The 23,889-nt window shown below is 72.4% G+C and carries 21 protein-coding genes, 1 rRNA gene and 1 pseudogene; 12 read left to right on the top strand and 11 right to left on the bottom strand.

Annotation, left to right across the window (positions count from 1 at the left end):
• The first annotated feature begins 24 nt into the window (after positions 1-24).
• Positions 25-1,407, top strand: a complete 1,383-nt coding sequence (locus ACTG9Q_RS24905; RefSeq protein ID WP_455575312.1) for a tryptophanase — start codon at positions 25-27, stop codon at positions 1,405-1,407.
• Between the two features lie 56 nt (positions 1,408-1,463).
• On the opposite strand, the gene ACTG9Q_RS24900 is transcribed toward ACTG9Q_RS24905, so the two are convergent.
• The 9 genes from ACTG9Q_RS24900 to ACTG9Q_RS24860 all read right to left on the bottom strand — a co-directional run bounded on the left by ACTG9Q_RS24900 (position 1,464) and on the right by ACTG9Q_RS24860 (position 9,292).
• Positions 1,464-2,054 (bottom strand): GTP-binding protein, encoded by a 591-nt coding sequence (locus ACTG9Q_RS24900; protein WP_455575311.1) that lies wholly within the window; start codon positions 2,052-2,054, stop codon positions 1,464-1,466.
• The gene (locus ACTG9Q_RS24895) at positions 2,035-2,406 is read right to left on the bottom strand and encodes a DUF742 domain-containing protein (RefSeq protein WP_455575310.1); all 372 of its coding nucleotides are present in this window, start codon (positions 2,404-2,406) and stop codon (positions 2,035-2,037) included. The genes ACTG9Q_RS24900 and ACTG9Q_RS24895 overlap by 20 nt, the downstream gene beginning before the upstream one ends.
• 10 nt (positions 2,407-2,416) lie before the next feature.
• Positions 2,417-2,866 (bottom strand): roadblock/LC7 domain-containing protein, encoded by a 450-nt coding sequence (locus tag ACTG9Q_RS24890; protein ID WP_455575309.1) that lies wholly within the window; start codon positions 2,864-2,866, stop codon positions 2,417-2,419.
• Positions 2,867-2,909: 43 nt separating this feature from the next.
• Positions 2,910-5,411 (bottom strand): sensor histidine kinase, encoded by a 2,502-nt coding sequence (locus tag ACTG9Q_RS24885; RefSeq protein ID WP_455575308.1) that lies wholly within the window; start codon positions 5,409-5,411, stop codon positions 2,910-2,912.
• A gap of 302 nt (positions 5,412-5,713) precedes the next feature.
• Positions 5,714-6,127, bottom strand: a complete 414-nt coding sequence (locus tag ACTG9Q_RS24880) for a pyridoxamine 5'-phosphate oxidase family protein (RefSeq protein ID WP_455575307.1) — start codon at positions 6,125-6,127, stop codon at positions 5,714-5,716.
• Between the two features lie 101 nt (positions 6,128-6,228).
• Positions 6,229-7,008, bottom strand: a complete 780-nt coding sequence (locus ACTG9Q_RS24875; RefSeq protein WP_455575306.1) for a sporulation protein — start codon at positions 7,006-7,008, stop codon at positions 6,229-6,231.
• A 134-nt stretch (positions 7,009-7,142) separates the two neighbouring features.
• Positions 7,143-7,520 carry a RidA family protein gene (locus ACTG9Q_RS24870; RefSeq protein ID WP_455575305.1) on the bottom strand — a complete coding sequence of 126 codons (378 nt, stop codon included), beginning with the start codon at positions 7,518-7,520 and terminating at the stop codon, positions 7,143-7,145.
• 3 nt (positions 7,521-7,523) lie between these two features.
• Complete coding sequence (locus tag ACTG9Q_RS24865; RefSeq protein WP_455575304.1) at positions 7,524-8,279, bottom strand: IclR family transcriptional regulator; 756 nt, start codon at positions 8,277-8,279, stop codon at positions 7,524-7,526.
• Positions 8,276-9,292: a sugar kinase gene (locus ACTG9Q_RS24860; protein WP_455575303.1), complete on the bottom strand. Its 1,017-nt coding sequence runs from the start codon at positions 9,290-9,292 to the stop codon at positions 8,276-8,278. The genes ACTG9Q_RS24865 and ACTG9Q_RS24860 overlap by 4 nt, the downstream gene beginning before the upstream one ends.
• A 103-nt stretch (positions 9,293-9,395) precedes the next feature.
• Between ACTG9Q_RS24860 and ACTG9Q_RS24855 the strand changes: the two genes are divergently transcribed.
• The 4 genes from ACTG9Q_RS24855 (at position 9,396) to ACTG9Q_RS24840 (ending at position 14,785) form a co-directional block, all read left to right on the top strand.
• Complete coding sequence (locus tag ACTG9Q_RS24855; protein ID WP_455575302.1) at positions 9,396-10,676, top strand: alanine racemase; 1,281 nt, start codon at positions 9,396-9,398, stop codon at positions 10,674-10,676.
• On the top strand, positions 10,676-12,244 hold the full coding sequence (locus tag ACTG9Q_RS24850; RefSeq protein ID WP_455575301.1) for an N-acyl-D-amino-acid deacylase family protein: 1,569 nt from the start codon (positions 10,676-10,678) through the stop codon (positions 12,242-12,244). Before ACTG9Q_RS24855 ends, ACTG9Q_RS24850 begins: the two co-directional genes overlap by 1 nt.
• On the top strand, positions 12,241-13,182 hold the full coding sequence (locus ACTG9Q_RS24845; protein WP_455575300.1) for a lactonase family protein: 942 nt from the start codon (positions 12,241-12,243) through the stop codon (positions 13,180-13,182). Before ACTG9Q_RS24850 ends, ACTG9Q_RS24845 begins: the two co-directional genes overlap by 4 nt.
• Before the next feature lie 103 nt (positions 13,183-13,285).
• Entirely contained in the window at positions 13,286-14,785 is a 1,500-nt protein-coding gene (locus ACTG9Q_RS24840; RefSeq protein WP_455575299.1) for a beta-N-acetylhexosaminidase, read from the top strand.
• 71 nt (positions 14,786-14,856) lie between these two features.
• On the opposite strand, the gene ACTG9Q_RS24835 is transcribed toward ACTG9Q_RS24840, so the two are convergent.
• Positions 14,857-15,618, bottom strand: a complete 762-nt coding sequence (locus ACTG9Q_RS24835; protein WP_455575298.1) for a GntR family transcriptional regulator — start codon at positions 15,616-15,618, stop codon at positions 14,857-14,859.
• Between the two features lie 173 nt (positions 15,619-15,791).
• Here ACTG9Q_RS24835 and ACTG9Q_RS24830 point away from each other — a divergent pair, with 173 nt between their 5' ends.
• The 7 genes and pseudogenes from ACTG9Q_RS24830 to ACTG9Q_RS24800 all read left to right on the top strand — a co-directional run bounded on the left by ACTG9Q_RS24830 (position 15,792) and on the right by ACTG9Q_RS24800 (position 23,704).
• Positions 15,792-17,084: a sugar ABC transporter substrate-binding protein gene (locus ACTG9Q_RS24830; protein WP_455575297.1), complete on the top strand. Its 1,293-nt coding sequence runs from the start codon at positions 15,792-15,794 to the stop codon at positions 17,082-17,084.
• Positions 17,085-17,122: 38 nt separating this feature from the next.
• Positions 17,123-18,037 (top strand): annotated as a pseudogene (locus ACTG9Q_RS24825) (carbohydrate ABC transporter permease); the annotation flags it as partial.
• Complete coding sequence (locus ACTG9Q_RS24820; protein ID WP_455575296.1) at positions 18,037-18,867, top strand: carbohydrate ABC transporter permease; 831 nt, start codon at positions 18,037-18,039, stop codon at positions 18,865-18,867. The pseudogene ACTG9Q_RS24825 and the gene ACTG9Q_RS24820, both read left to right, overlap by 1 nt.
• A gap of 6 nt (positions 18,868-18,873) precedes the next feature.
• Positions 18,874-20,373 carry a glycoside hydrolase family 3 protein gene (locus ACTG9Q_RS24815; RefSeq protein WP_455575295.1) on the top strand — a complete coding sequence of 500 codons (1,500 nt, stop codon included), beginning with the start codon at positions 18,874-18,876 and terminating at the stop codon, positions 20,371-20,373.
• A gap of 112 nt (positions 20,374-20,485) precedes the next feature.
• Positions 20,486-22,075 (top strand): glycosyl hydrolase family 18 protein, encoded by a 1,590-nt coding sequence (locus ACTG9Q_RS24810; protein ID WP_455575294.1) that lies wholly within the window; start codon positions 20,486-20,488, stop codon positions 22,073-22,075.
• A gap of 178 nt (positions 22,076-22,253) precedes the next feature.
• Positions 22,254-22,814: a MarR family winged helix-turn-helix transcriptional regulator gene (locus ACTG9Q_RS24805; protein ID WP_455575293.1), complete on the top strand. Its 561-nt coding sequence runs from the start codon at positions 22,254-22,256 to the stop codon at positions 22,812-22,814.
• Complete coding sequence (locus tag ACTG9Q_RS24800; RefSeq protein ID WP_455575292.1) at positions 22,784-23,704, top strand: GNAT family N-acetyltransferase; 921 nt, start codon at positions 22,784-22,786, stop codon at positions 23,702-23,704. The genes ACTG9Q_RS24805 and ACTG9Q_RS24800 overlap by 31 nt, the downstream gene beginning before the upstream one ends.
• A 74-nt stretch (positions 23,705-23,778) precedes the next feature.
• Here ACTG9Q_RS24800 and rrf read toward each other — a convergent pair.
• A 5S ribosomal RNA gene (gene rrf, locus ACTG9Q_RS24795) occupies positions 23,779-23,889 on the bottom strand; the annotation flags it as partial.

Genomic DNA, 23,889 nt, shown 5'->3' with positions numbered 1-23,889 from the left:
CACTCGAACAAAGGATCGTCGTCCATGCCGCTCATGGAGCCCTACCGGATCAAGGTGGTCGAGCCCATTCCCGTGCTGACGCGGGACGAGCGGACCGCCGCCATGCGGGCGGCGGGCTACAATCCCTTCAACTTGTCGGCCGACCGGATCACAATTGATCTGCTCAGCGATTCGGGAACGGGCGCCCTATCAGCGGCCCAGCAGGCCGCGGCCGCCATCGGGGACGAAACATATGCGGGGGCGCGTTCCTTTTTCCGATTCCGTGACGCGGTCGCCGATATCACCGGCTTCCCGCACATCATGCCGGTGCACCAGGGCCGCGCCGCCGAGCGGATACTGTTCGGGGCACTGCTGAGGCCGGGTCAGGTATCGGCGTCGAACATGCACTTCGACACCACCCGGGCCAATGTCGAGCTGCTGGGGGGGCGCGCGGTCGACCTGCGCTGCGCGGCGGCGGCCGACCTCGACAGCGACGACCCCTTCAAGGGCGACATCGACCTCGACGCCCTGGCCGCGCTGCTGGCCGGTCCCGAGGACGTCGGCATGGTGGTGCTGACGATCACCAACAACGGCGGCGGCGGGCAGCCGGTGTCCATGGCCAACATCGAGGCCACCGCGGCCCTGTGCCGCGAGCACCGGGTGCCGTTCATCCTCGACGCCGCCCGGTTCGCCGAGAACGCCTGGCTGGTGATCCAGCGCGAGCCCGGCTGGTCGGGGCGCACCCCCGCCGAGGTGGCCCGCGCCGCGTTCGACCTCGCCGACGGCGCGGTGGGCAGCCTGAAGAAGGACGCGATCGTCCACATCGGCGGCTTCCTCGGCCTGCGCGACGCGGAACTGGCCACCCGGTGCGAGGCCATCCTGGTGGCCACCGAGGGCTTCCGCACCTACGGCGGGCTGGCGGGCCGGGACCTGGAGATGATCGCGGTCGGGCTGCGCGAGGTCGTGGAGCCGGACTACCTGCGGGCGCGGGCGGCGCAGACGGCGTACCTGGCCGAGCTGATCCAGGCCGCCGGGGTGTCGATCGTGCGCCCGCCGGGCATCCACGCGCTGTACGTCAACGCGGGCAGGCTGCTGCGGCACCTGTCTCCCGCGCAGTTCCCGGGCCACTCGCTGGCCTGCGAGCTGTACGTGGCGGGCGGTATCCGCTGCGCCGAGGCGGGTTCGCTTTACATGGGCGAGCTGGACGAGTCGGGCGCCCTGACCAGGCCCGCCGCCCAGGAACTGGTCCGCCTGGCCATCCCGCGCCGGGTCTACACCCAGAGCCACCTGGAGTACGTCGCCGAGGTCATCGCCGAGATCGCGAAGGAGCCCGAGCGCGTCCCGGGCCAGCGGGTGGTGTCCTCGCCTCCCCTGCTGCGGCACTTCCACTGCCGCACGGAGCCGATTGCCCAGGGGCCGCTCACCTAGAGAGTGTCCGCGCGCGCTCGGCACGGCCGGCGCGCGCCGGGTGCGTCAGGCCCGGGTCAGGCCGGGGTGCTCTCCAGGCGCCGCATCGTGTGGTGGACCAGTTCCACCAGCACGAGCTTGGCCGACTCGCGGTCCCGGGCGTCGCAGGGCACCACGGGGACGGCCGAGTCGATGTCCAGGGCCTGGCGCACCTCGTCCAGGGTGTGCGGCCACGAGCCGTCGAACTCGTTGACCGCGACGATGAACGGGATTCCGCGGCGCTCGAAGAAGTCGATCGACGGGAAGCTGGAGTCCAGGCGGCGGGTGTCGACCAGGACGATCGCGCCCAGCGCCCCGCGGGCCAGCTCGTCCCACATGAACCAGAAGCGGTTCTGCCCGGGGGTGCCGAACAGGTACAGCACGACCTTGGTGTTGATCGTGATGCGCCCGAAGTCGAGGGCGACCGTGGTGGTCTCCTTGCCCGCGACCATCTCGTCGACCCCGACGCTGGCCTCGGTCAGGATCTCCTCCGTGCGCAGCGGGGGGATCTCGCTGACCGCGTTGACCAGCGTGGTCTTGCCGACCCCGAACCCGCCCGCCACCACAATCTTGATCGAGGTGGGGATCAGCGGCGTGTCACTCACCTGTTCAGATCCTCCGAATGCCATCGAGAACGGCTTGCAGCAGCGTGATGTCGTTGATGTCGGAGGTCTGGAACATCGTTCCGGCGACCACGTGGCCACGCTCGATCAGGTCGCCGAGCAGGACCTTGACCACGACCAGCGGGACATCGAGGTAGGCCGCGACCTCGGCGACCGAGAGCGGCACGGCGCAGATCTCCAGGATCTGCAGGTGCTCGGGGTTGAGCGCGGCCGGGTCGGCCGGGACCGCCGAGGCCCGGACCTGGGTGACCAGGTTGAGGTTGGGCGCGTTGGGCCGCGTCCGCCCCCTGGTCATCGCGTATGGGCGGACCAGGGGGCCGGCCGCCTCGTCGTACCACCAGTCCTGGTCAGGGGTCATCTCCACGACCTCACGACGGGCGTCGGCCAGGAACCGCCATCGGCGGCTGGGTGCTGCCCGAGCCGGAGCGCGGCGCCGAGGCCAGGTGCGCGCCGACCCGCTTGACCAGCATGTTCATCTCGTAGGCGATCATGCCGACGTCGGCGTCCTCCTCGGCGAGCACCGCGAGGCAGGCGCCGCGGCCCGCCGCGGTGACGAACAGGAACGCGTGGTCCATCTCCACGATGGTCTGGCGCACCTGCCCGCCGCCGAAGTGCCTGCCGGTGCCGCGGGCGAGGCTCTGGAACGCCGACGCCATCGCCGAGAGGTGTTCGGAGTCGTCCTTGGACAGCTCGGCGGAGCGGCCGAGCAGCAGGCCGTCGGCCGAGAGCACAACCGAGTGTCGGATGCCGACCACCCTGCGAACCAGGTCGTCCAAAAGCCAGTTCAGCTGCTGGTCCTGGCCGATCTTGTCGTTCACCTTGCGCGGTCCTTCCCCAAGTAGCCGGACATCGTGGCGGCGATCATGACTCGACCCCGGGATCGGCCTTGCGGGCCTGCCGGGTGCCGCGTTGGAACGCGGACATGGTGTCGCGAACCCGTTCCGCGGTGTCCTCGTCGTCGTCCAGTCCCGGAACGTCGGTCCAGTCCGGAAGCAGTGGCTCCTCGCGCAGTTGCGGGGCCAGGTTCTGCTGGCGCTGCCTGCGCGGCAGTTCCGGGCGCCCGCCGTTCCCGTTGCGCCCGGAGGTCTGCGCTTCCCGCTCGTCCTGGCTGGTGTGATCAGCGCGGTGCTGCGATGGACCGGCTCCGTTCTCAGCAGCGGTCTGGTGCGACCCGGGAACCTCGTCGTCGACGAGGGGCCACTGGGCCTCGAACCGGTCGGCGTCGGCCCACTGGTGGGACCGCCCGGGCGGGGCGTGTTCGGTGAGCACCGACGAGGCGGGCTCGCGGGCGGCGGGCACCACCCCGGGGCGCCGCTCTGTGGACCGGCGCGGGCGCGGGCTGGGCGGCTCGGGATCGACCGGTTCCACGGTCTCGGCGACGATGTCGGCGGGGAGGAAGACCAGGGCCACGGTCCCACCGTACGGGGATTCCCGGAGTTCGACCCGGATCGAGCGGCGCGCGGCCAGCCGGGCCACGACGAACAGCCCGAGGCGGGATTCCCCGCGCAGCGCCATCGCGTCGAACTCGGGCGGGTGGGAGAGCATCCGGTTGGACTGGTCGCGGTCCTCGGCGGGCATGCCCAGCCCGTGGTCCTCGATCTCCACGACCACGCCGCCGGAGACCTGGCTGGTGTACACCTCGACCTGCGAGCGCGGCGGGGAGAACGACGCGGCGTTGTCGACCAGCTCGGCGACCAGGTGGATGGTGTCGGCGACGGCGACGCCGTGCAGCGACACCTCCGGCACCTGGTTGATCCGCACGCGCACGTACTGCTCGGTCTCGGCGACGGCGGCGCGCAGGATGTCCAGCAGGCGCACCGGCTTGCGCCACTGGCGGCCCGGCTGCTCACCGGCGAGGATGATCAGGTTCTCGGCGTTGCGGCGGGCCCGGGTGGCGAGGTGGTCGAGCTGGAAGAGCGCGTCGAGGTGCTCGGGGTTCTCCTCCTCGCGCTCCATCCGGTCCAGGATCTTGAGCTGGCGGTGCACCAGGCCCTGGTGGCGGTGGGCGATGCCGAGGAAGACCCGGTTGACGCCCTCGCGCGCCTGCGACTCCTTCACGGCCGCGGCGACGGCGGTGTACTGCGCGGCGTTGAACGCGTCGGCCACCTGGCCGATCTCGTCGGTGCCGTAGTCCAGCGGCGGGACCTCGGCGGCGACGTCGACCCGGTCGCCCGCCCTGAGCCGGTCGATCAGCGCGGGCAGCCGTTCGTGGGCCAGCCGCAGCGACTCGTTCTTCAGCTTCTCCAGGCGGGTGACCAGCGCCTTGTTGACCAGGCGGCGGGAGACCCGCACCGCGAAGAAGATGCCGCCGATGACGGCGAGCAGGGCGACCAGGCTGCCGACGATCACCTCGACGAACTGGTCGTTGGCCCGTTCGAGGCCCAGCTCGACGCCCGCGCTGGTCTGCTCGATGGACAGCTTGATCAGCTCCTCGGACACCCGGGAGCTGAGGTCCTGCCACTCCTGGCCGCCGACGGGCAGGGTGGGCGCTTCGGCGTCCTCCCCGGTGTTCCCGGTGTCCGGCTCCGGCTCGACCGCGGTGGGCGACGAGCCGATGAGCCGGTTCTCCGCCGCGGTCATCCGCTTCCAGAAGTCGGCCGAGGTGATCTCCGCGTAGTGCGCCCTGACCTGCTGGCTGGAGCCGGGGGCCGTGGTGGCCAGGTCCGTGCGGTAGGCGCCGACGAGCGTGGTGAACTGCACGTGCTGGGCCGGGTCGAACCGGCCCGCGGCGATCGCGGCGGCGGCGAGCGAGGACGCGCGCGACATGCGGTCGGTCGCCTGGAAGAGGGTGACCGCGTTGAGCGCTTCCTGGAGCACCACGGGATCGGGCACGATCCTGGCCTGGATGTCGGCCAGCGCGGTGCCCGCGTCCAGGACGCTGTTGTAGTAGCGGTAGATCTCGGTGGCGTTGGCGTTGCCCGCCGAGACCTCGGCGCGGCGCTGGTCGAGCGGGCCGAGGACGTCGTTGAGCACCTGGATCTTGGCGTTGACCTCGGCGGGCGCGTTCGCGGCCAGGCCGGACATCACCGACTGCAGTTCGGCCATGGCGCGGTCGGTGGCCCGCTGCTGGTTGTCGAGGCCGACGCGGTCGGGGGCCGAGGAGCTGAGCACCGCCATCGTCAGCTGGCGCTCGCGCTGCAGGGCGGAGAAGGCGTTGATGCCGGGCAGCGAGACTTCCTTGACGCCGCCCGCGACCGCCTTGAGGTAGATGCCGTCGAAGACGATGTTGGAGGAGAACGCCGCCCAGATCACCAGCAGGATCACGCTGGGAACGACGACGACGCCCGCGAGCCGGGATCGAATCGTCGTGGTCGCCCGGGTGTCGCCCGCATCGGCGGCCCGCGGACCACTAGTCAGCTTCACGATTCCCTCTCCAGCCGTCCCTCTGTTGGGTGGTCGCCCCATCAGGTGGTCATTGCGCACTCAACATGATCAATATAACGGAGAGCTAATGAACGCCTGCGGTACGCGCATTCGGAGCGTACCGGTTCACCCGATGGCGTACGTGACACCCCCGATTCAGTCGGTACCACCCGAATGGGCCAGAACAGGTGTCCGATAGGGCGACTCGGCGTGACGGTGACGTGGACTTTTGTCCGCGAACGGGCCGCGCGAAGCGTCGTCGACCCACCCCCTCGCGCGAGGCCGTGCCTGGCCCGCCGACGTCAGCTGGACCCCTTGACCGTGCCCATCACCCGGGTGATCGCGATTTCCAGGACCACGCGCTCGGGGTTGGGCCGGGGTTCGCGGTAGCGCAGGGCGTAGCGGCGCACGGCCTCGGCGACGGACTCCGCGTCGTCGCGGACGGTGGCGTGGCCCTCCACTGTGGACCAGCGGCGGCCGTCGAGCTGGCAGAGCGCGACCGCGGGGTCGTTGAGCACGTTGCGGACCTTGCGCGAGTGCCGGGAGGTGATCACCCGGACCAGGCCCCCGTCGAGGGTCGCGTCGAGGGTCGCGCCCACCGGCGCCACGTGGGGCGAGCCGTCCGGGCGGCGGGTCGTCAGGGTGCAGAGGTGGCGTTCGGCCCAGAACGCCAGGAACTCCGCGTCGGGCTGCCACCCGCTCGGCGTTGTCGACACGGTCGGCAAGCGTAATGGCGCGGGCGGGGTCGCGCCCACCCCCGCCCGCGTCACCCTTGCCGGTCGCCGTGTCAGCCGGTCACCCCTCGCCGGTCGCCGTGTCAGCCGAAGGAGGAACGCCTGCCCGCGGTCCGCGTGAGCCACTCGCCGATGTGCGCGGTCCAGTCGGTGCGCTCGGCCTCGGCGTGGCTGACCTGGAAGCGGCCGTAGACGTCACCGCCCTGGGTGAACAGCCCGCCGCGCTTGTCGGCCTCCAGGACCACCACGATGCCCTGGGGGTCGGTGATGAAGGTCAGCTCGACCTGGCTGATGCCGCGGGCGAACTGCGCGGGCGGGATGTACTCGACCTCCTGGTAGAACGGCAGGTGCTGGGTGACACCGTGGATGCGGCCCAGCTCCAGGTCCGCGCCGCGGAAGTGGAAGCCCATCCGCTCGAAGGCGGCCAGCACCGCGGCCTGCGACGGGAGCGGCTCGACGTGCAGTGGGTCGAGGTCGCCCTTGTCGATGGCCTTGGCCACCGCCAGCTCGGTGCGCAGGCCCAGCGACATGCCGTGCAGGCGGTTGCCCCCGATCGCCGTCACCGGGGTCTCCCACGGCAGCGGGACCTGGAAGGGGATCGCGTGCACCTGGCCCGCGCGCAGCGGGAAGCGCCCCGCGACGACGTGGCGGTCGAACTCGACGTGGCCCTGGCTGTCGTCGCTGCGCTCGACGCGGGTCACCAGCGAGAGGGCGACGTAGTCGATGTCGGCGTCCTCCTCGCCGCCCTTCATCCTGACCTCGCCGCTGACCATCCCGCCGGGCACCGCCCGGCCACCGGACAGCACGGTGTCCACTGACGGGCCGCCCACGCCCAGAGCGCGCAGCATTTTCTTGAACACCATCGCGGTTCGTGACTCCTTCGCCGTTTGCCGGTCCCCATTTGCGGTCCCTGCCTCATCAGGACGCGCGGACCGTACCGGGGGTTCCGCCCAGTACGTCGCCGACAGGACGCCCGGCGTGTCGGGGTACGCCCGGGTCAGTCCACCACGGCCAGCGCGTCGATCTCCACGAGCAGCCCCTCGGGCAGTCCCACGTAGACCGTCGTGCGCGCCGGGTAGGGCTCGCTCAGCAGTTCGGCGTACGCGGCGTTCATCTCGGCGAAGTGGGCCACGTCGGTCAGGTACACGCGCAGCATCACCACGTCCTGCTCGCCCGCGCCCGCGGCCTCCAGCACGGCGACGACGTTGCGCAGGCAGGCGCGGGTCTGCTCGGCGACGCTCTCGCCCACCCGCCGCCCGGTGGCCGGGTCGATGGCGACCTGGCCCGCGACCTGCACGATGTTGCCCTTGCGCACCCCCGGTGAGAGCGGCACGGGCGGCGGCAGGGCGCCGGGTGGGGTGATCGCGGTCCTCATCGTCTAGTCCTCTCGGTCGGGGGTCCAGCCGCACGCCACGGACGCGGTGTCGGCGGCGGCGAGCAGGTCGGGCACCAAGGCCAGCAGGCCGGGGCGGTCGAGCATGATCCTGGGCACCGACAGCGACACCGCGGCCAGCACCGTCCCGCCCTGGTCGCGGATCGGGGCGGCGACGCAGTGGATGAAGTCCTCGTGCTCGGAGTCGTCGACGGCGTAGCCGCGCTCGGCGACGGCCGCCAGCTCGGCCAGGTAGGCGTCGGGGGTGGTGATGGTGGTGGCGGTCAGCCGGGAGTAGGTGATCGACCCGGCGATCTCGCGGCGGCGGGGCTCGTCGAAGGCCGCCACCAGCACCTTCGCCACGGCGGTGCAGTGCAGCGCGGCGCGCTTGCCGACGCGGGAGTACATCCGCACCGGGTGCCTGCTCTCGTACTTGTCGATGTAGACGACCTCGCCGCTTTCGTAGCTGGCCAGGTGCACGGTGTGGCCGGTGGCGTCGTTCAGCGCGCGCAGCGCGGGCTCGGCGAGGCGGCGGACGTCGCGCTGGTCCAGGGCGCGCGAGGCCAGGTCGAACAGGCTCGCCCCGAGGCGGTAGTGGCGGGCGTCGGCGCGGTGGACGAACCGGTGCGCCTCCAGGGTCCGCAGCAGCCTCAGCACGGTGGTCTTGTGCACGCCCGCGGCCTCGGCGAGCTGGTCGAGCGTGCGGGGTCCCTCGGCGAGGGCGGTGAGCACGGTCAGCGCGCGGTCGAGGCTCTGGCTCATCGCACCCCTTCGGCGGTCACGTGCGTCGTGGCCCAGGTCGCGGCGTCGGCGTCGAGCAGCCGGGCGACGAGGTCCCTGGGCAGCGGGACCGCCACATCATGCTGGGTGCGCAGCGCCCCCACCGCCTGCAGGTGCCCGGCGCGCAGCCGACGGCTCACCGGCTCGCCCGCCAGGGTGGCCGCGAGGAACCCGGCGGCGAAGGCGTCGCCCGCGCCGACCGGCTCGACGACGTCCACCCGCAGCGCGGGCTCGAACACCGGGTCGCGGCCGTGCTCCAGCACGGTCGCGCCGAGACCGCCCTGCTTGACCACGACAACGGCGGGCCCCGGCAGCACCGCGCGCACGTCGGCGGGCTCGGACACGCCCCACAGCGCCTCGGCCTCGTCCGCCCCGACCAGCGCGATGTCCGCCCGCGACGCCAGCCCGGCGAGGACATCGGCGGCGTTGGCGGCGCCGCCCGCCCAGAGCGCGGGGCGCCAGTTGACGTCGAAGGACACCATCGCGGCGCGGTCGAGGACGGCGTCGAGCAGGGCGAGGCAGCGCGGGGACAGCGCGGCGGTGATGCCGGTCAGGTGCACCAGCCGGGCGGCGGCGACGTCGACCCGGTCGAGCACGTCGGGTCCCATGTCGGAGGCGGCCGAGCCCGCGCGGTAGTAGCGCGTGGGGCTGCCGTGGGCGTTGGTCTCCTTGACGTACATCCCGGTCGGCCTGCCCGGGTCGACGGCGACGCCGGAGACGTCCACCCCGGCCGCGGCGACGGCGGCGACCACGGCCCTGCCGAACGGGTCGTCGCCGACCGCGCTCACCCAGGCCACCGGCACCCCGAGCCCGGCCAGGGCGCAGGCCACGTTGGACTCCGCGCCGCCGACGCCGCGCAGCCAGGTGCGCACCTCGTCCGCCGGGCCGTCCTCGGCGGGCAGGAACACCGCCATGGTCTCCCCGAGGCACACCACTTCGGGACCGCCGACCCGTTCCACGCGCACCCCCACCTCGTCCGCGCTGATGCTACACATCACATATCACCAGGCGCACCACCCGTTGCGCTCCTCGCAACTGTTGGTCTTCACTGGGGTGGTCTGGTCGGATCTGGGGTGTACCCGGCAACTTGGAGGTGGGATGTCGTCCGCGCGTCTGGACAGCGCCGCCGTCGACCGCCTGAAGGACGAGCCGCTGGACTGGCGCTTCCGCCAGGCCCCGGCCGCGTTCGCCGGGCTGAGCGTCGGCGAGGCCGCCGCCAGGAGGCCGAACCTGTTCCGCGACGGGTTCCTCGGCCCGGTGGTCGTGCTGGACGACGCCGCCGTCGAGCACAACCTGACCACCATGGCGCGTTGGTGCGCGGAGACCGGCCTGGCGCTGGCCCCGCACGGCAAGACGACGATGGCGCCCGCCCTGTTCGCCCGCCAGCTCGACCTCGGGGCGTGGGCGATCACCGTGGCGCACGGCGGGCAGGCCCGCGTGTGCCGGGCCTTCGGGGTGACCCGCGTGCTGGTCGCCAACGAGTTCACCGACCCGGGCGCGCTGGCGTGGCTGGCCGCCGAGCTGGCCGACCCGGCGTTCGAGTTCCTGTGCTTCGCCGACTCCGTCGAGGCCGTCGACCTGATGACCGCCGGGCTGGCGGGCGCGCCGCGGCGGCCGGACGTGCTGGTCGAGATCGGCCTGGCGGGCGGGCGCGCCGGGGTCCGCGACCTCGCGGGCGCGACCGCGGTGGCCGAGGCGGTCGCGGCCAGCCCGGCGCTGCGGCTGGCGGGGGTCGGCGGGTACGAGGGGCCCGCGGCGGCGGCGGCGGACCCGGCCGGGCTGGCCGCGGTCTCGGGCTACCTCGACGCCATGCGCGCCGCGGCGGTGAGCCTGCACCCCCTGGTCGAGGCGCCGAGGACCATCGTCTCGGCGGGCGGCAGCGCGTTCTTCGACGTCGTCGCCGAGCGGCTCACCGAGGACTGGCCCATCGACGTCCTGCCCGTGCTGCGCAGCGGCGCTTACGTCACCCACGACGACGGTTACTACCGCGGCATGTCCCCGCTGGGCGCCACCCCGCGGCTGGAGGGCGTCCCGGCGCTGCGGCCCGCGCTGACCGGGTGGGCGCAGGTCATCTCCCGCCCGGAGCCGGAGCTGGCCCTGCTCGCCGCGGGCAAGCGCGACCTGCCCCACGACCTCGGCCTGCCCGTCCCCCGCCTGCTGCGCACCGCCTCGGGCGTCGAGCCGCTGACCGGCTGCCGGGTCACCGCGCTCAACGACCAGCACGCCTACCTCTCCGTCCCCGCCGGGCGGCTGGCGGTGGGCGACTGGGTGGGCCTGGGGCTCTCGCACCCGTGCACCACCTTCGACAAGTGGCCGCTGCTGCCGGTCACCGCCGACGACGGCGAGACCGTGGTCGACTTCGTGCGGACCTTTTTCTAGTGGTCCGCGTGTTCCGGGGCGCCACGGTGGTCGACGGCACGGGCGCGCCCGGGTACCGCGCCGACGTCCGGGTCGCCGGGGGCCGCGTCACCGAGATCGGCCACCGCCTCGGCGCCCCGGTCGTCACCGACGCCGGGGGCCTGGTGCTGGCGCCGGGGTTCATCGACATGCACTCGCACTCGGACCTGCGGCTGCTCGCCGAGCCCGACCACCTCGCCAAGGTCTCCCAGGGCGTCACCTTCGAGGTCCTGGGCCAGGACGGGCTGTCCTACGCCCCGGTCGACGACTCCACCCTGACCGTCCTGCGTGGACAGCTCGCGAGCTGGAACGGCGACCCCGACGGCGTCGACTGGGACTGGCGCACCGTCGGGGAGTACCTGGACCGCCTCGACCGCGGCATCGCCGTCAACGCCGCCTACCTCGTCCCGCACGGCAGCGTGCGGATGCTGGCGATGGGCGCCGATGACCGCGCCCCGACCGCCGCCGAGCTGGACCGGATGCGCGAGCTCACCGCGACCGGCCTCGCCGAGGGCGCGGTCGGCCTGTCCGCGGGCCTGACCTACTCACCCGGCATGTACGCCGACACCGCGGAACTGGTCGCCCTGTGCGAGGTGGTCGCCGCGCACGGCGGGTACTTCAGCCCGCACCACCGCAGCTACGGCGCGGGCGCGGTGCGGGCGTACGCGGAGATGATCGCGGTCTCCCAGGCGTCGCGGTGCCCGCTGCACCTGGCGCACGCCACCATGAACTTCCCGGTCAACGCCGGGCGCGCGCCGGAGCTGCTGGCGCTGCTGGACTCCGCCATCGCCGAGGGCTGCGACCTCACCCTCGACACCTACCCCTACCTGGCGGGCGCCACCTCCCTGTCGGCGCTGCTGCCCGGCTGGGCGTCGGCGGGCGGCCCCGACGCCACCCTGGCCCGCCTCGCCGACCCGGCCACCCGGGAGCGCATCCGGGCCGAGATCGAGGACACCGGCTCCGACGGCTGCCACGGCGTGCCGGTGGACTGGTCGGCCATCGAGGTCAGCGGGGTGCTCCTGCCCGAGCACGGCCACCACGTCGGCACCCGGATCGGCAGCGCTCCCAACCCCTTCGGCCTGTTCGCCGACCTGCTCACCGCCGACCGCCTCGGCACGGCGTGCCTCATGCACGTCGGCCACGAGGACAACGTCCGGGCGATCATGCGCCACCGCGCCCACACCGGCGGCAGTGACGGCCTGCTCGTCGGCGACCGCCCGCACCCGCGCGCGTGGGGCACCTTCCCCCGCTACCTGGGCCACTACTGCCGCGACCTCGGCGTGCTGGACCTGCCCGAGTGCGTCGCCCACCTCACCGGCAGGCCCGCCCGCCGCCTCGGCCTGACCGACCGCGGACTCGTCCGCGCGGGCCACGTCGCCGACCTGGTGCTGTTCGACCCCGACACGGTCGCCGACACCGCCACCCACGCCGAGCCGCGCACCCGCGCGGCGGGCATCCACCACGTCCTCGTCAACGGCGTGCCGGTGATCGAGGACGGCCATCCCACCGGGGCCCTGCCGGGCCACAGCATCCGCCGAGGAAACACGTGATCAACACTGTCTACATCGGAGCGATCGACGGCGACGGCCTGACCGTCGCCACCGCCGACCCCGACACCGGCGCGCTCAGCGTCACCGGCAGGGTGACCGAGGCCCGCGAGCCGTCGTTCCTCGCCTTCTCCGAGGACCGCCGCACGCTTTACGCCGTCGTGGAGGAGAACGAGGGCGCCGTCACCGAGCTCGACACCACCGACCCCGGCGACCCGCGCGTCCGCCAGGTCGTCGCGACCGGCGCCGCGGGCCCCACCCACCTCTGCGTCCACGGGGACCACCTCGCCGTCGCCCACTACACCGACGGCACAGTCACCGCGCACCCGCTCAACAACCTCGCCGAGTCCACCCGCCTGCGCCACGACGCCGACGAGCCGCACGCCCACCAGGTCGTCTCCCACGGCGACTGGCTCATCGCCGTCGACCTGGGCGCCGACGCCGTCTTCACCCACCGCGTCGACAACGGGGCGCTCACCCAACACGCCCGGCTGGACCTCCCCGCGGGCACCGGGCCGCGGCACCTGGCCTTCCACGGCGACAAGGCTTTCCTGCTCGGGGAGCACATCCCCGGCGTGACCCGGCTGGACTGGCTCGCCGGGACCTTCACCATCACCGGCCACAGCCTGGTCACCGCCCCGGACGCGCCGGAGACCTCCCCCGCCGAGATCGTCGTGACCAACCAGCACGTCTACACCAGCAACCGCGGCGAGGACGCCATCGCGCTGCTCGACCACGACGGCGTCCTGCTCCAGAGCACGCCGACCGGCGGCAGCTGGCCGCGACACTGCGCGATCGATCCGTCCGGCCGCTGGATGTACGTCGCCAACCAGCGCGCGGGCGAAGTCGTGTGGCTGCCCCGTGATCCGGCAACCGGAAGGCTCGGCGACCGGGTCGGAAGTGTCACTGTGCGTGGCGCCTGCGTGGTGGCCTTCGCCTGAGCGGAGCCGTCTTGTGCCGGGCAGGCGGCCGTTCTACGATCCTCTCCATTGTCGCCAGTGAAATCCAGGTTGCGTGCCACGCAACAGCGGGGAGGGATCGGGGATGGCCGCCTTCGACACCCTGCTCCCCCGCCCGGTCTCGGCCCGGCAGGCCGGCGGATCGTTCACAGTCGACAGTCCGGCCAGGCTCCTCGATCCCTCCACTGTGGTCATCGACCCGGCCGCCCTGCCACATCCGGGGGCATACCGACTTTCCATCGTCCTGGCGGTCGCGGGCGACGCGGCGGGGGCGTTCCACGCCACCCAGTCGCTGCGCCAGCTGCTGGGCCCGGACGCCTTCCGCGCCGCCGACATCCACAGCGGCGCGTGGACGCTGCCCTGCGGCGAGGTCGCCGACCACCCCCGCTTCCCGTGGCGCGGGGTGCTGCTCGACGTGGCGCGCCACTTCCAGCCCAAGGCCGCGGTCCTGCGGTTCCTGGACCTCATGGCCGCGCACAAGCTCAACGTCCTGCACCTGCACCTGACCGACGACCAGGGCTGGCGCGTCGAGATCCCCGCCCACCCCCGCCTGACCGAGGTCGGCGCCTGGCGCGCCGGCTCCTGGACCGGCAGGCAGGCCGACGGCGACCCGAGCCACGACGGCCGCCCGCACGGCGGCTACTACTCCACCGCCGACCTGCGCGAGATCGTCGCCCACGCCCGCGCCCGCCACATCACCGTGGTGCCGGAGGTGGACGTGCCCGGCCACAGCCAGGCCGCCATCGCCGCGTACCCGGAGCTGGGCGCGGGCGGCGGCCCGGTCGGGGTCTGGCACGCGTGGGGCGTCAGCGACCACGTCCTCGCCCCGACCGAGCACGTGATCGACTTCTACCGGACCGTGCTGGACCACCTCGTCGAGGTGTTCGACTCCCCCGTCGTCTGCCTCGGCGGCGACGAGGTGCCGACCAAGCAGTGGCGGGAAAGCCCGCTCGCCCGCGCCCGCGCCGCCGAACTCGGCCTCGACTCCGTCGACGCCCTGCCCGGCTGGTTCCTGCGCACCCTCGGCGGGCACCTGGCCCGGCACGGCCGCCGCACGCTGGGCTGGGACGACATCCTGGACGCCACCGGTCTCGCGGGCCTGCCGGACGGGGTGATCATCGCGTCCTGGCGCGGGGAGGAGGCGGGCATCGCCGCCGCCGAGGCGGGCCACGACGTGGTCATGTGCCCCGAACAGCACGTCTACCTCGACCACCGCCAGTCCGAGCACCCCGACGAGCCGATCCCGGTCGGCCACGCGCGCACCGTCGAGGACGTCTACGCCTACGACCCGGTGCCCGCCGCGCTGGCGGAGTCGGCGCGGCACCGCGTTCTCGGCGCCCAGGCCCAGATCTGGACCGAGCACCTCGACAGCCCGCGCCGGGTGGACTACGCCGCCTTCCCCCGCCTGGCCGCGTTCGCCGAAGTGGTCTGGACCCCCGCGCAACGCCGTGACCCCACCGGGTTCTCCCGGCGGCTCACCGACCACCACCTGCCCAGGCTGGACGCCCTCGGCGTGGAGTACCGCCCACCGGGCGGCCCGCTGCCCTGGCAGACCCGGCCGGGAGTCCCCGGCCGAGCGCGCTGAGAGGAGCCGCTTTCGACGCGTCGCGAGGAAACAGGCCCGGCCGTGTTCGACCGGGCCGGAAACCGCTTTCCCTATCTCGCCACGCGCGGGGAAAGCAGCGTCGCCACAAACTTGTACCGGTCGCCACGGTAAACCGAGCGGACCCATTCGACGGGCCGTTTCTCGGTGTCGAAGGAATGCCGCGACAACCGCAGCATCACCGCGCCGACCTCATTCCCGAGCAGCGCGGCGTCGGCCGGGGTCGCCAGCGCGGTCTCGATGGTCTCCTCGGCGTGGCCCAGGCTGACACCGTAGTGCTCCCACAGCACGCGGTACAGGGACGTGTCGCCGACGCGCAGCTCCAGACCGGGGAACCGGGTCAGCGGAAGCCGCGACGTCTCGATCGCCATCGGCTCGCCGTCGGCGCTGCGCAGCCGCTTCAGCCGCAGCACGTCGACCCCGACCGGCACGGCCAGCAGGGCGGCCACGTCCGGTTCCGCGGCCTCGATGGCCGCTTCGAGCAGCGCGGATGTCGGGTTCATCCCGTGCGAGCGCATGTCCTCGGTGTAGGAGGACAGTTGCAGCCGCTGGGTCACCTTCCCCGCCCCGGCGTAGGTGCCGCTGCCGTGGACGCGGGTCAGCCTGCCCTCGGCCATCAGCTCGGTCAGTGCCTTTCGGACGGTGGTCCTGGAGACCCCGAACCCCTCGGCCAAGGCCCGCTCGCCGGGCAGCGGGCCGCCGGGACCGGCCGCGGCCACGAGGGCGAGCAGCCGATCCTTCAGCGCCCAATGCTTGGGCGTCCGCGCCGATTTCCGGCCGTTTTCCGCGGTCTCGCCCGCGAGGTTGTCACCCATGTCGTTCCTTGCTCGCGCACTGTTGGGCAGGGTGGGCCGTCGCGGGGGCGAAAGGTCACGGTTCCGCATTTATCTTGACAAGCCCGAGAACTACGGACCACTCTAGCCGCAATGGTCTAAACCACTCAAGCCCTTCGTTCCCCGGACGGGCAGTGCTCGAAAGGATGTACCCAGTGAGAAGTTGGTCGAAGTCGGTGATCGGGGGAGTCGCGGTCGCACTCGCGGTCGCGGGCTGCGCGGGGTCCGGTGGCGACACCGCGAACGAGAGCACCACCACCCCGAGCGGCCCCCGCGAGCTGACCGTGTGGCTGATGAACGGGTCGGCCCCGGACCCCCTCACCACCGCGCTGCACAAGGAGTTCCAGGACTCCAACCCGGGCGTCACCGTCAAGTACGAGGTCCAGCAGTGGAACGGCATCCAGGACAAGCTGACCACCGCGCTGGCCAGCAACGACGCCCCGGACGTCATCGAGCTGGGCAACACCCAGAGCCCCAAGTTCGCGGCTGAGGGCGTCCTGATGGACGTCACCGCCGCCGCCGGTGACTTCAACAAGGACCAGTGGCTCTCCGGCCTGGCCGCCTCGGCGTCCTGGGACGGCAAGTCCTACGCGGTGCCGTTCTACGCCGCCAACCGCGTCGTGCTCTACCGCAAGGACATGTTCGAGCAGGCGGGCATCACCGCGCCGCCCGCCACCCGCGCCGAGTGGCTGGCCGCCATCGAGAAGCTGAAGGCCAAGTTCGGCTCGGACAAGGACTTCCAGGCGCTCTACCTGCCCGGCCAGAACTGGTACACGCTGCTGTCGTTCATCTGGGACGAGGGCGGCGACATCGCCACCAGCGAGGGCACCGCCTTCAAGGCGTCGCTCGACAGCCCGCAGGCCAAGGCGGGCCTGGAGTTCTACAAGCAGCTCGTGGAGTCCTCGGGCACCAAGGCGCCCAAGGACGCCGACGAGCAGACCCCCGAGCAGGCGGGCATCTACGGCGGCGGCAAGGTCGCCATGTTCATCGGCCTGCCGTGGGAGGTCGCCACGGCCGCCAAGAGCGACCCGAAGCTGACGGACCTGACCTCCGCGTTCCCGATCCCGGGCAAGGCGGGCTCCGCGCCGGTCTTCCAGGGTGGCTCGAACCTGGCGATCCCGGCCAACAGCAAGGACCAGGACCTCGCCCAGGCGTACATCAAGCTGATCAGCAGCGCGAAGTACCAGAGCGAGTTCGCCAAGGCCGGCCTCATCCCGGGCACCTCGTCCGACGTGGCCGCCCTGGAGGGCAGCGGCGATGTGAACGCGGCCATGGCCAAGGCGTCCACCAACGGCAAGGGCGTCCCGGCGACCCCGGGCTGGGCCACCATCGAGGCGGGCCAGAACCCCCTCAAGGACATGCTCACCGCCTACCTGACCGGTGCCAAGAACATCGACCAGGCCACCGCCGACGCCAACGCCGCGCTCAACAAGGCATTCACCGGTTGATCGGGACGACATGACGTCGACGACTTCAGCACGGCCCGCGCAAGCCCCGCCGCTTCCTCGGCCTCGGCGAGCGGGCCGTCCCCTACCTGATGCTGGCCCCCGCGCTGGTGTTCCTGCTGGCCCTGCTGGGCTGGCCCGCGCTGCAAGTGGTGGCCATCAGCTTCCGCAAGCTCAACCTCGGCGAACTCGTGCGCGGCGAGGTGGTCTGGATCGGGCTGGCGAACTACGCCGAGGTGCTCTCCGACCCGGAGTTCTGGGCGATCACGCTGCGCACGGCGGTCTTCACCGTCGCGGTCGTCGCGGGCACCATCCTCACCGGCCTCGGCCTCGCGGTGATGATGCGCCACCTCAGCCGTGGCGTGCGGATGGCGCTGCAGGTCAGCCTGGTGCTGGCCTGGGCCACCCCGATCATCGCCACCACCACGGTCTTCCAGTGGATGTTCGACCAGCAGTACGGCATCCTCAACAAGACACTGGTGCTGCTCGGCTTCGACAGCTTCCAGGGCCACTCCTGGTTCGCCAGCGGCACCAGCACGCTGACCGTGATCGGCCTGCTCGTGCTCTGGCAGGCGGTGCCGTTCGTGGCGTTCACCCTGTACGCGGGCCTGCTGGGCGCGTCCAAGGACCTCTACGAGGCCGCGTCGATCGACGGGGCCACCGGCTGGCAGGCGTTCCGCGCGGTCAGCTGGCCCGCGCTCAAGCCGGTGCTGGCGATCGTGGTCTTCCTGTCGGTCCTGTGGGACTTCAAGGTGTTCACCCAGGTCTGGGCCATCCGCCAGGGCGGCCCCGACGGGGAGAGCACGACCCTGCCCGTGCTGCTCTACCTCAAGGGCATCTCCGGCAGCGGGTTCGGCGTCGCCGCCGCGGTGGCGGTGCTGATGCTGCTCGTCCTGATCTTGGTGACCTGGCGGTACATGCGCCTGCTGGTCCGCTCGCAGGAAACGGAGCTGTGATGCACAAGACCCGCGGACAGCGAGTCGGCCTCGCGGCGCTCGGCGTGGTGGCCACGGTGTTCTTCTTCTTCCCGACGTACTGGATGATCACCACGGCGCTGAAGACCCCGGCGCAGATCCTGTCCCCCGACTACGACCTGATCCCGCTGTCGATCACCTTCGACAACTTCACCTCGGCGTTCGGCAAGGACGGGTTCACCCAGTTCCTGACCAACAGCCTCATCGTCACCCTCGGCGCGGTGTCGGTGGCGCTGGTCGCGGGCCTGCTCGCGGCGGTTCCCCTGGCGCGCATGCGGTTCCGCGGGCGCAGGGGGTTCGTCCTGCTCGTGCTCATCGCCCAGCTCGCGCCGCTGGAAGCGCTGTTCGTCCCGCTCTACCTGATCATGCGCGACGCCAACCTGCTCGACAAGCTGCCGTCGCTGCTGCTGGTCTACGTCGCCTTCACCCTGCCCTTCACGGTCTGGACCCTGCGCGGGTTCGTCAAGGGCATCCCGGTGGAGCTGGAGGAGGCGGCGATGGTCGACGGCTGTGGCCGCTGGGGCGTCTTCCGCAGGGTGACGCTGCCGCTGCTGGGGCCGGGGCTGGTGGCCACCTCGGTGTTCAGCTTCGTCACCGCGTGGAACGAGTTCCTCTTCGCCCTGGTGTTCATCCGCGACCAGTCCAAGCAGACGCTGCCGGTCTGGCTGTCGTCCTTCCGCACGGCGTTCGGCACCGACTGGGGCGGCGTCATGGCCGCCTCGGTGATCTACGCCGTCCCCGCCCTGCTGTTCTTCATGCTGGTGCAGCGCAAACTCGTCTCCGGCGCCACCGCTGGCGCCGTGAAGGGCTGATCCGACATGACACTGGCACTGTCCACAACGGACACCCGGCTGCGCGCCCTCGCCGAGGCGGTGCTGCTGCCCGGCTTCGCGGGCACCACCGCCCCGGACTGGGTGCGCGCCAGGGTCGCGGCCGGACTCGGCGGCGTGGTCCTGTTCGGCCGCAACGTCCTCGACGACGGGCAGGTCGCGGCGCTGACCGCGGCCCTGCGCGCCGAGCGCGGCGACGTGGTGGTCGGCATCGACGAGGAGGGCGGCGACGTCACCCGCCTCGACGCCGCGACCGGCAGCGACCTGCCCGGCCCGCTGGCCATGGCCTCGGCGGGCGACCTCGGCCTGACCGCCGAGGTGGGCGCCGCGCTGGGCGCCCGGCTGGCCGCGTGCGGGGTGACGGTCAACCTGGCCCCGTGCGCGGACCTGACCCTCACCCCGCAGGACCCGATCATCGGTGTGCGCGCGTTCGGGTCCGACCCGTACGCCGCCGCCGCGCACGTCGGGGCGTTCGTCCGCGGGCACCAGCGCGGCGGGGTGGCCGCCTGCGCCAAGCACTTCCCCGGTCACGGCGCGTCCACATCGGACTCCCATGTGGCGCTGCCGGTCCTGCCCCGCACCCCGGATGAGCTGCGCGTCACGGAACTGGTCCCGTTCCGCGCCGCGCTGGCCGCCGGGGTGCGGGCAGTGATGACCGGGCACCTGGTGGTGCCCGCGTGGGGCGAGGACCCGGCCACGCTGAACCCGGTGGCCATCAACGAGGTCCTGCGCGGCGAACTCGGCTTCACCGGCGCGGTCATCACCGACGCGCTGGAGATGGGCGCGGTCGCGGGCTCCCTCGGCGACACCGAGGGCCTGACCTCGGCCGCCGTGCGCGCGCTGCGCGCGGGCGCTGACGCGCTGTGCGTCGGCGGGGAGGTCGCGGGCCCCGAGGTGGTCGCCCGGCTCGTGGACCAGATCGTCGCCGCCGTGGTCGGGGGCACCCTGGACGAACAGCGCCTCGCCGAGGCCGCTGAGCGGACACGGTCCCTCGGCGCGCCACCCGAGGCCAGGGCGAACACCGTCCCGTCGCCTGACGACCGGGCGGCGCTCGGCATCACCGTGGCCCGGAAAGCCGTCCGCGCCACCGCCCTGCCCGCACTGCCCGACCCGCTCGTGCTCGACGTCGAGGTCGACCCGACCATCGCCGCCGGGCCTGTTCCGTGGGGTCTCGGCCCGCACCTGCTCGCCCTGGTCCCCGGGGCGAGCGCGCTGCGGGTCGACGCCGCCGACCCCGCCGCCGCGCTGGCCGCGGCCCGCACCGCCGGGGCCGTCGTCGTCGTGACCCGGGACGCGCACCGGCATCCCGCGGTGCTCGCCCTGGTGGCCGAATTGGTTCACACCAATGCGGTCACCGTGCACGTCGAAACCGGCGTGTCCGGCCCCGACCTGGGGGCCGCCGCCCGGATCGACACCTTCGGGGCGTCCCGCCCCGGTCTGCGAGCCGCCGCGGAGATCGTCGCCGCGGCCTGTGACCTCACCGGATGACTACTCCATTCGAGTGAGACCAGTGGTCTAGACCTTGTTCCGTCGTTTGGTCTGGACCAAAGTCAACCCAACACCCCTGCCGATACACCCCTCTCCCTGCGAGGTGACCCACGTGTCCAGAACCCGATGGCATGTGACCGCGGCCCTGGTGGCCGCGGCCACGATCTCCCTCGGACTCGTCGTCGCGTCCCCGGCCAGCGGCGCCCCGGTGCCCACCGCCACGTTCCAGAAGACCCAGGACTGGGGTTCGGGCTGGGAGGGCAAGTACACCATCCGCAACGCTGGTGACACCGCCCTGACCAGCTGGCGAGTCGAGTTCACCCTCGCCTCCGGCGCCATCAGCTCGTCCTGGGACGCCCAGCGCTCCCAGTCCGGCACCCGGTACACGTTCACGAACCTGTCCTGGAACGCCTCGGTCCCGCCGGGCGGCTCGGTCTCCTTCGGCTTCAACGCCTCCGGATCGGCCTCGCCGACCAACTGCACGCTGAACGGCGCGCCGTGCGCGGGTGGCCAGCCGCCCACCTCCACGACGACGCCCACCACCAGCACCACAACGACGACCACCACCACGACCACGACGCAGCCGCCCCCGCCGCCGGGGCAGAAGGTCGTGGGCTACTTCGCGCAGTGGGGCGTCTACGGCCGCAACTACCACGTGAAGAACATCCACACCTCGGGCTCGGCCTCGAAGCTGACGCACATCATGTACGCGTTCGGCAACGTGTCCAACGGCCGCTGCACCATCGGTGACTCCTACGCCGACTACGACAAGGCCTACACCGCCGCGGACAGCGTCGACGGTGTCGCCGACACCTGGGACCAGCCGCTGCGCGGCAGCTTCAACCAGCTGCGCAAGCTCAAGAAGATGTACCCGCACATCAAGGTCGTCTGGTCCTTCGGCGGCTGGACCTGGTCCGGCGGCTTCGGCCAGGCCGCGCAGAACCCGGCCGCGTTCGCCGAGAGCTGCCACAACCTGGTCGAGGACCCGCGCTGGGCCGATGTCTTCGACGGCATCGACATCGACTGGGAGTACCCGAACGCCTGTGGCCTGACCTGTGACACCAGCGGTCCGGCCGCGTTCAAGAACCTGATGCAGGGCCTGCGGGCGCGCTTCGGGGCGAACAACCTGCTGACCGCGGCCATCACCGCGGACGGCTCCACCGGCGGCAAGATCGACGCCGCCGACTACGGCGGCGCCGCGCAGTACGTCGACTGGTACATGCCGATGACGTACGACTTCTTCGGCGCCTGGGCGGCGCAGGGCCCGACGGCCCCGCACTCGCCATTGACGTCCTACCCGGGCATCCCCCAGCAGGGCTTCAACTCCGACGCGGCCATCCAGAAGCTCAAGAGCAAGGGTGTTCCGGCGAGCAAGCTGCTGCTGGGCATCGGCTTCTACGGCCGCGGCTGGACCGGCGTCACCCAGTCGGCCCCGGGCGGCACCGCGACCGGCCCCGCCCCCGGCGCCTACGAGCAGGGCATCGAGGACTACAAGGTCCTCAAGACGCGCTGCCCGGCCAACGGCACGGTGGCGGGAACGGCGTACGCGCACTGCGGCAACCAGTGGTGGAGCTACGACACCCCGGCGACGATCGCGGGCAAGCGCAACTACCGCAACTCGCAGGGTCTCGGCGGCATGTTCTTCTGGGAGCTGTCCGGCGACACCACCAACGGTGAGCTGATCACCGCGATGCGCGGCTGAATGCGTGGCTGACTCGACTCCGGTCGGGACGGGCCGGATGTGGGCGGCCCGCCAGGTTCTCCTGGCGGGCCGCTCACCCGCGTCACGGCCTGTTCACCGGAGACCAGGACGCCGAGCCGTGAACTGACTTCCCGTTGGCGGCCTGCCCACGTGGCCGTGGTCACCCGCCGATCCGATCGTGAAGGAGACGGCCAGGGTGGACGACCTCGACCCCCGCCAACACACCGTCCGGCTGCTGCGGACCATCGCCGCCCGCCTGGACCTCCTCGACGCCCGCTTCGCCGTGGCGCACGACCTGCACCCCACGGACCTGCGCGCCCTCACCCACCTGCTCGAAGCCCGCAGGGCGGGCACCCCGGCCACCCCCGGCTGGCTCTGCGGGCGGCTCGGCCTCAACTCCGCCTCGGTGACCGCCCTGGTGGACCGCCTGGTCCGCGCGGGCATGGTCGCCCGCACCCGCGACGAGCACGACCGGCGGCGGGTGCTGCTCTCCGTCCACGCGCGAGCCGTGGAGCTGGGCGGCCAGGCCGCCGACGCCACCTCCCACGACGCCCTCGGCGCCCTGGACCGCTGCGATCCCGCCGACCTGGCCGCCACCCAGCGCGTGCTGGGCGAGGTGGCGCGGGCGATGTCCGGTGAGCGCCCCGTCGGGGTGAGCGCCGGACATCCCGCCGGAAATCCCGTTGCGCTCGCCGGAGAATCGGAGAGGTGGACACCACAGACACAGCGGTCGAGCTGAGCCCGCTGACCACCGCGAACGCCGAGCGGCTGGTCGCCGCCGCGGTCGCGGCCGCCCATCCCGCCGACGTCATGCCCGCGGGCCACGATTCCTGGAGCCCAGCGGCGCGGGCCGCCTACCGCGCGTTCCTCGACGGCCAGCTCGCCGACGCGGCCACCGTGTCCTACCTGGTCTGTGCGGGCGACGCGGTCGCCGGGGTCATCCGGCTGCGGGGCGTGGACGCGGCGACCGCGGAGACGGGGATCTGGCTGGGACGCGAGGCGCGGGGCCGAGGCATCGGCAAGGCCGCCGTGCTCGCGGTGCTGGAGGCCGCCCGCGGGTTGGGCTATCGCGTCGTCGTGGCCGAGACCACCGCGGACAACGCCGCCGCCGTGGGGCTGCTGGCCACCTGTGGCGCGGCCATCCAGGCCGACCCCGAGGAAGCCGGCACGGGCAAGACTGGCCCTGAGGGTGGCACCGGGAACGCAGGCACTGGGAAAGCGGGCACGGGGAAGGTCACGGCCGAGATCGCCGTGCCGCTGGGCGCCGTCCACGACGCCGGTGGGACGCGGGTCATGGTCTACGCCGCCGACGCGCCCGTGCTGGCACGTGTCGACGATGTGCTGGACAACGTCATCGCGCCGACGTACGGCGCCGCGGTCGAGTGGGTCGCGCTCCCGGTCGGTCGGCTGACGCCGGAGTTCTTCGACCTGAGCACCCGGCTGGCCGGGGAGGTGCTGCAGAAGCTGGTGAACTACCAGCTGGGTGTCGCCATCGTCGGCGACATCGGCGAGCACCTCGCCCGCAGCGGGGCGCTGACCGACTTCGTCCGCGAGAGCAACCGCGGCAGGCACGTCTGGTTCGTCGCCGACCTCGCCGAGCTGCGGCGACGGCTGGGCCCACGGGGCTGAAAAGCCAGAAAGGCCGTTCTCTTACCGGTCCGAGTGATCGGAACTGATAAGAGAACGGCCTTTCTGGTAAAGAAGTCCGGCGGTGTCCTACTCTCCCACACCCTCACGAGTGCAGTACCATCGGCGCTGATGGGCTTAGCTTCCGGGTTCGGAATGGGACCGGGCGTTTCCCCACCGCTAAAACC

It is taken from the genome of Actinokineospora lacus (assembly GCF_053813445.1).
This window is presented reverse-complemented; position numbering and strand designations above follow the sequence as displayed.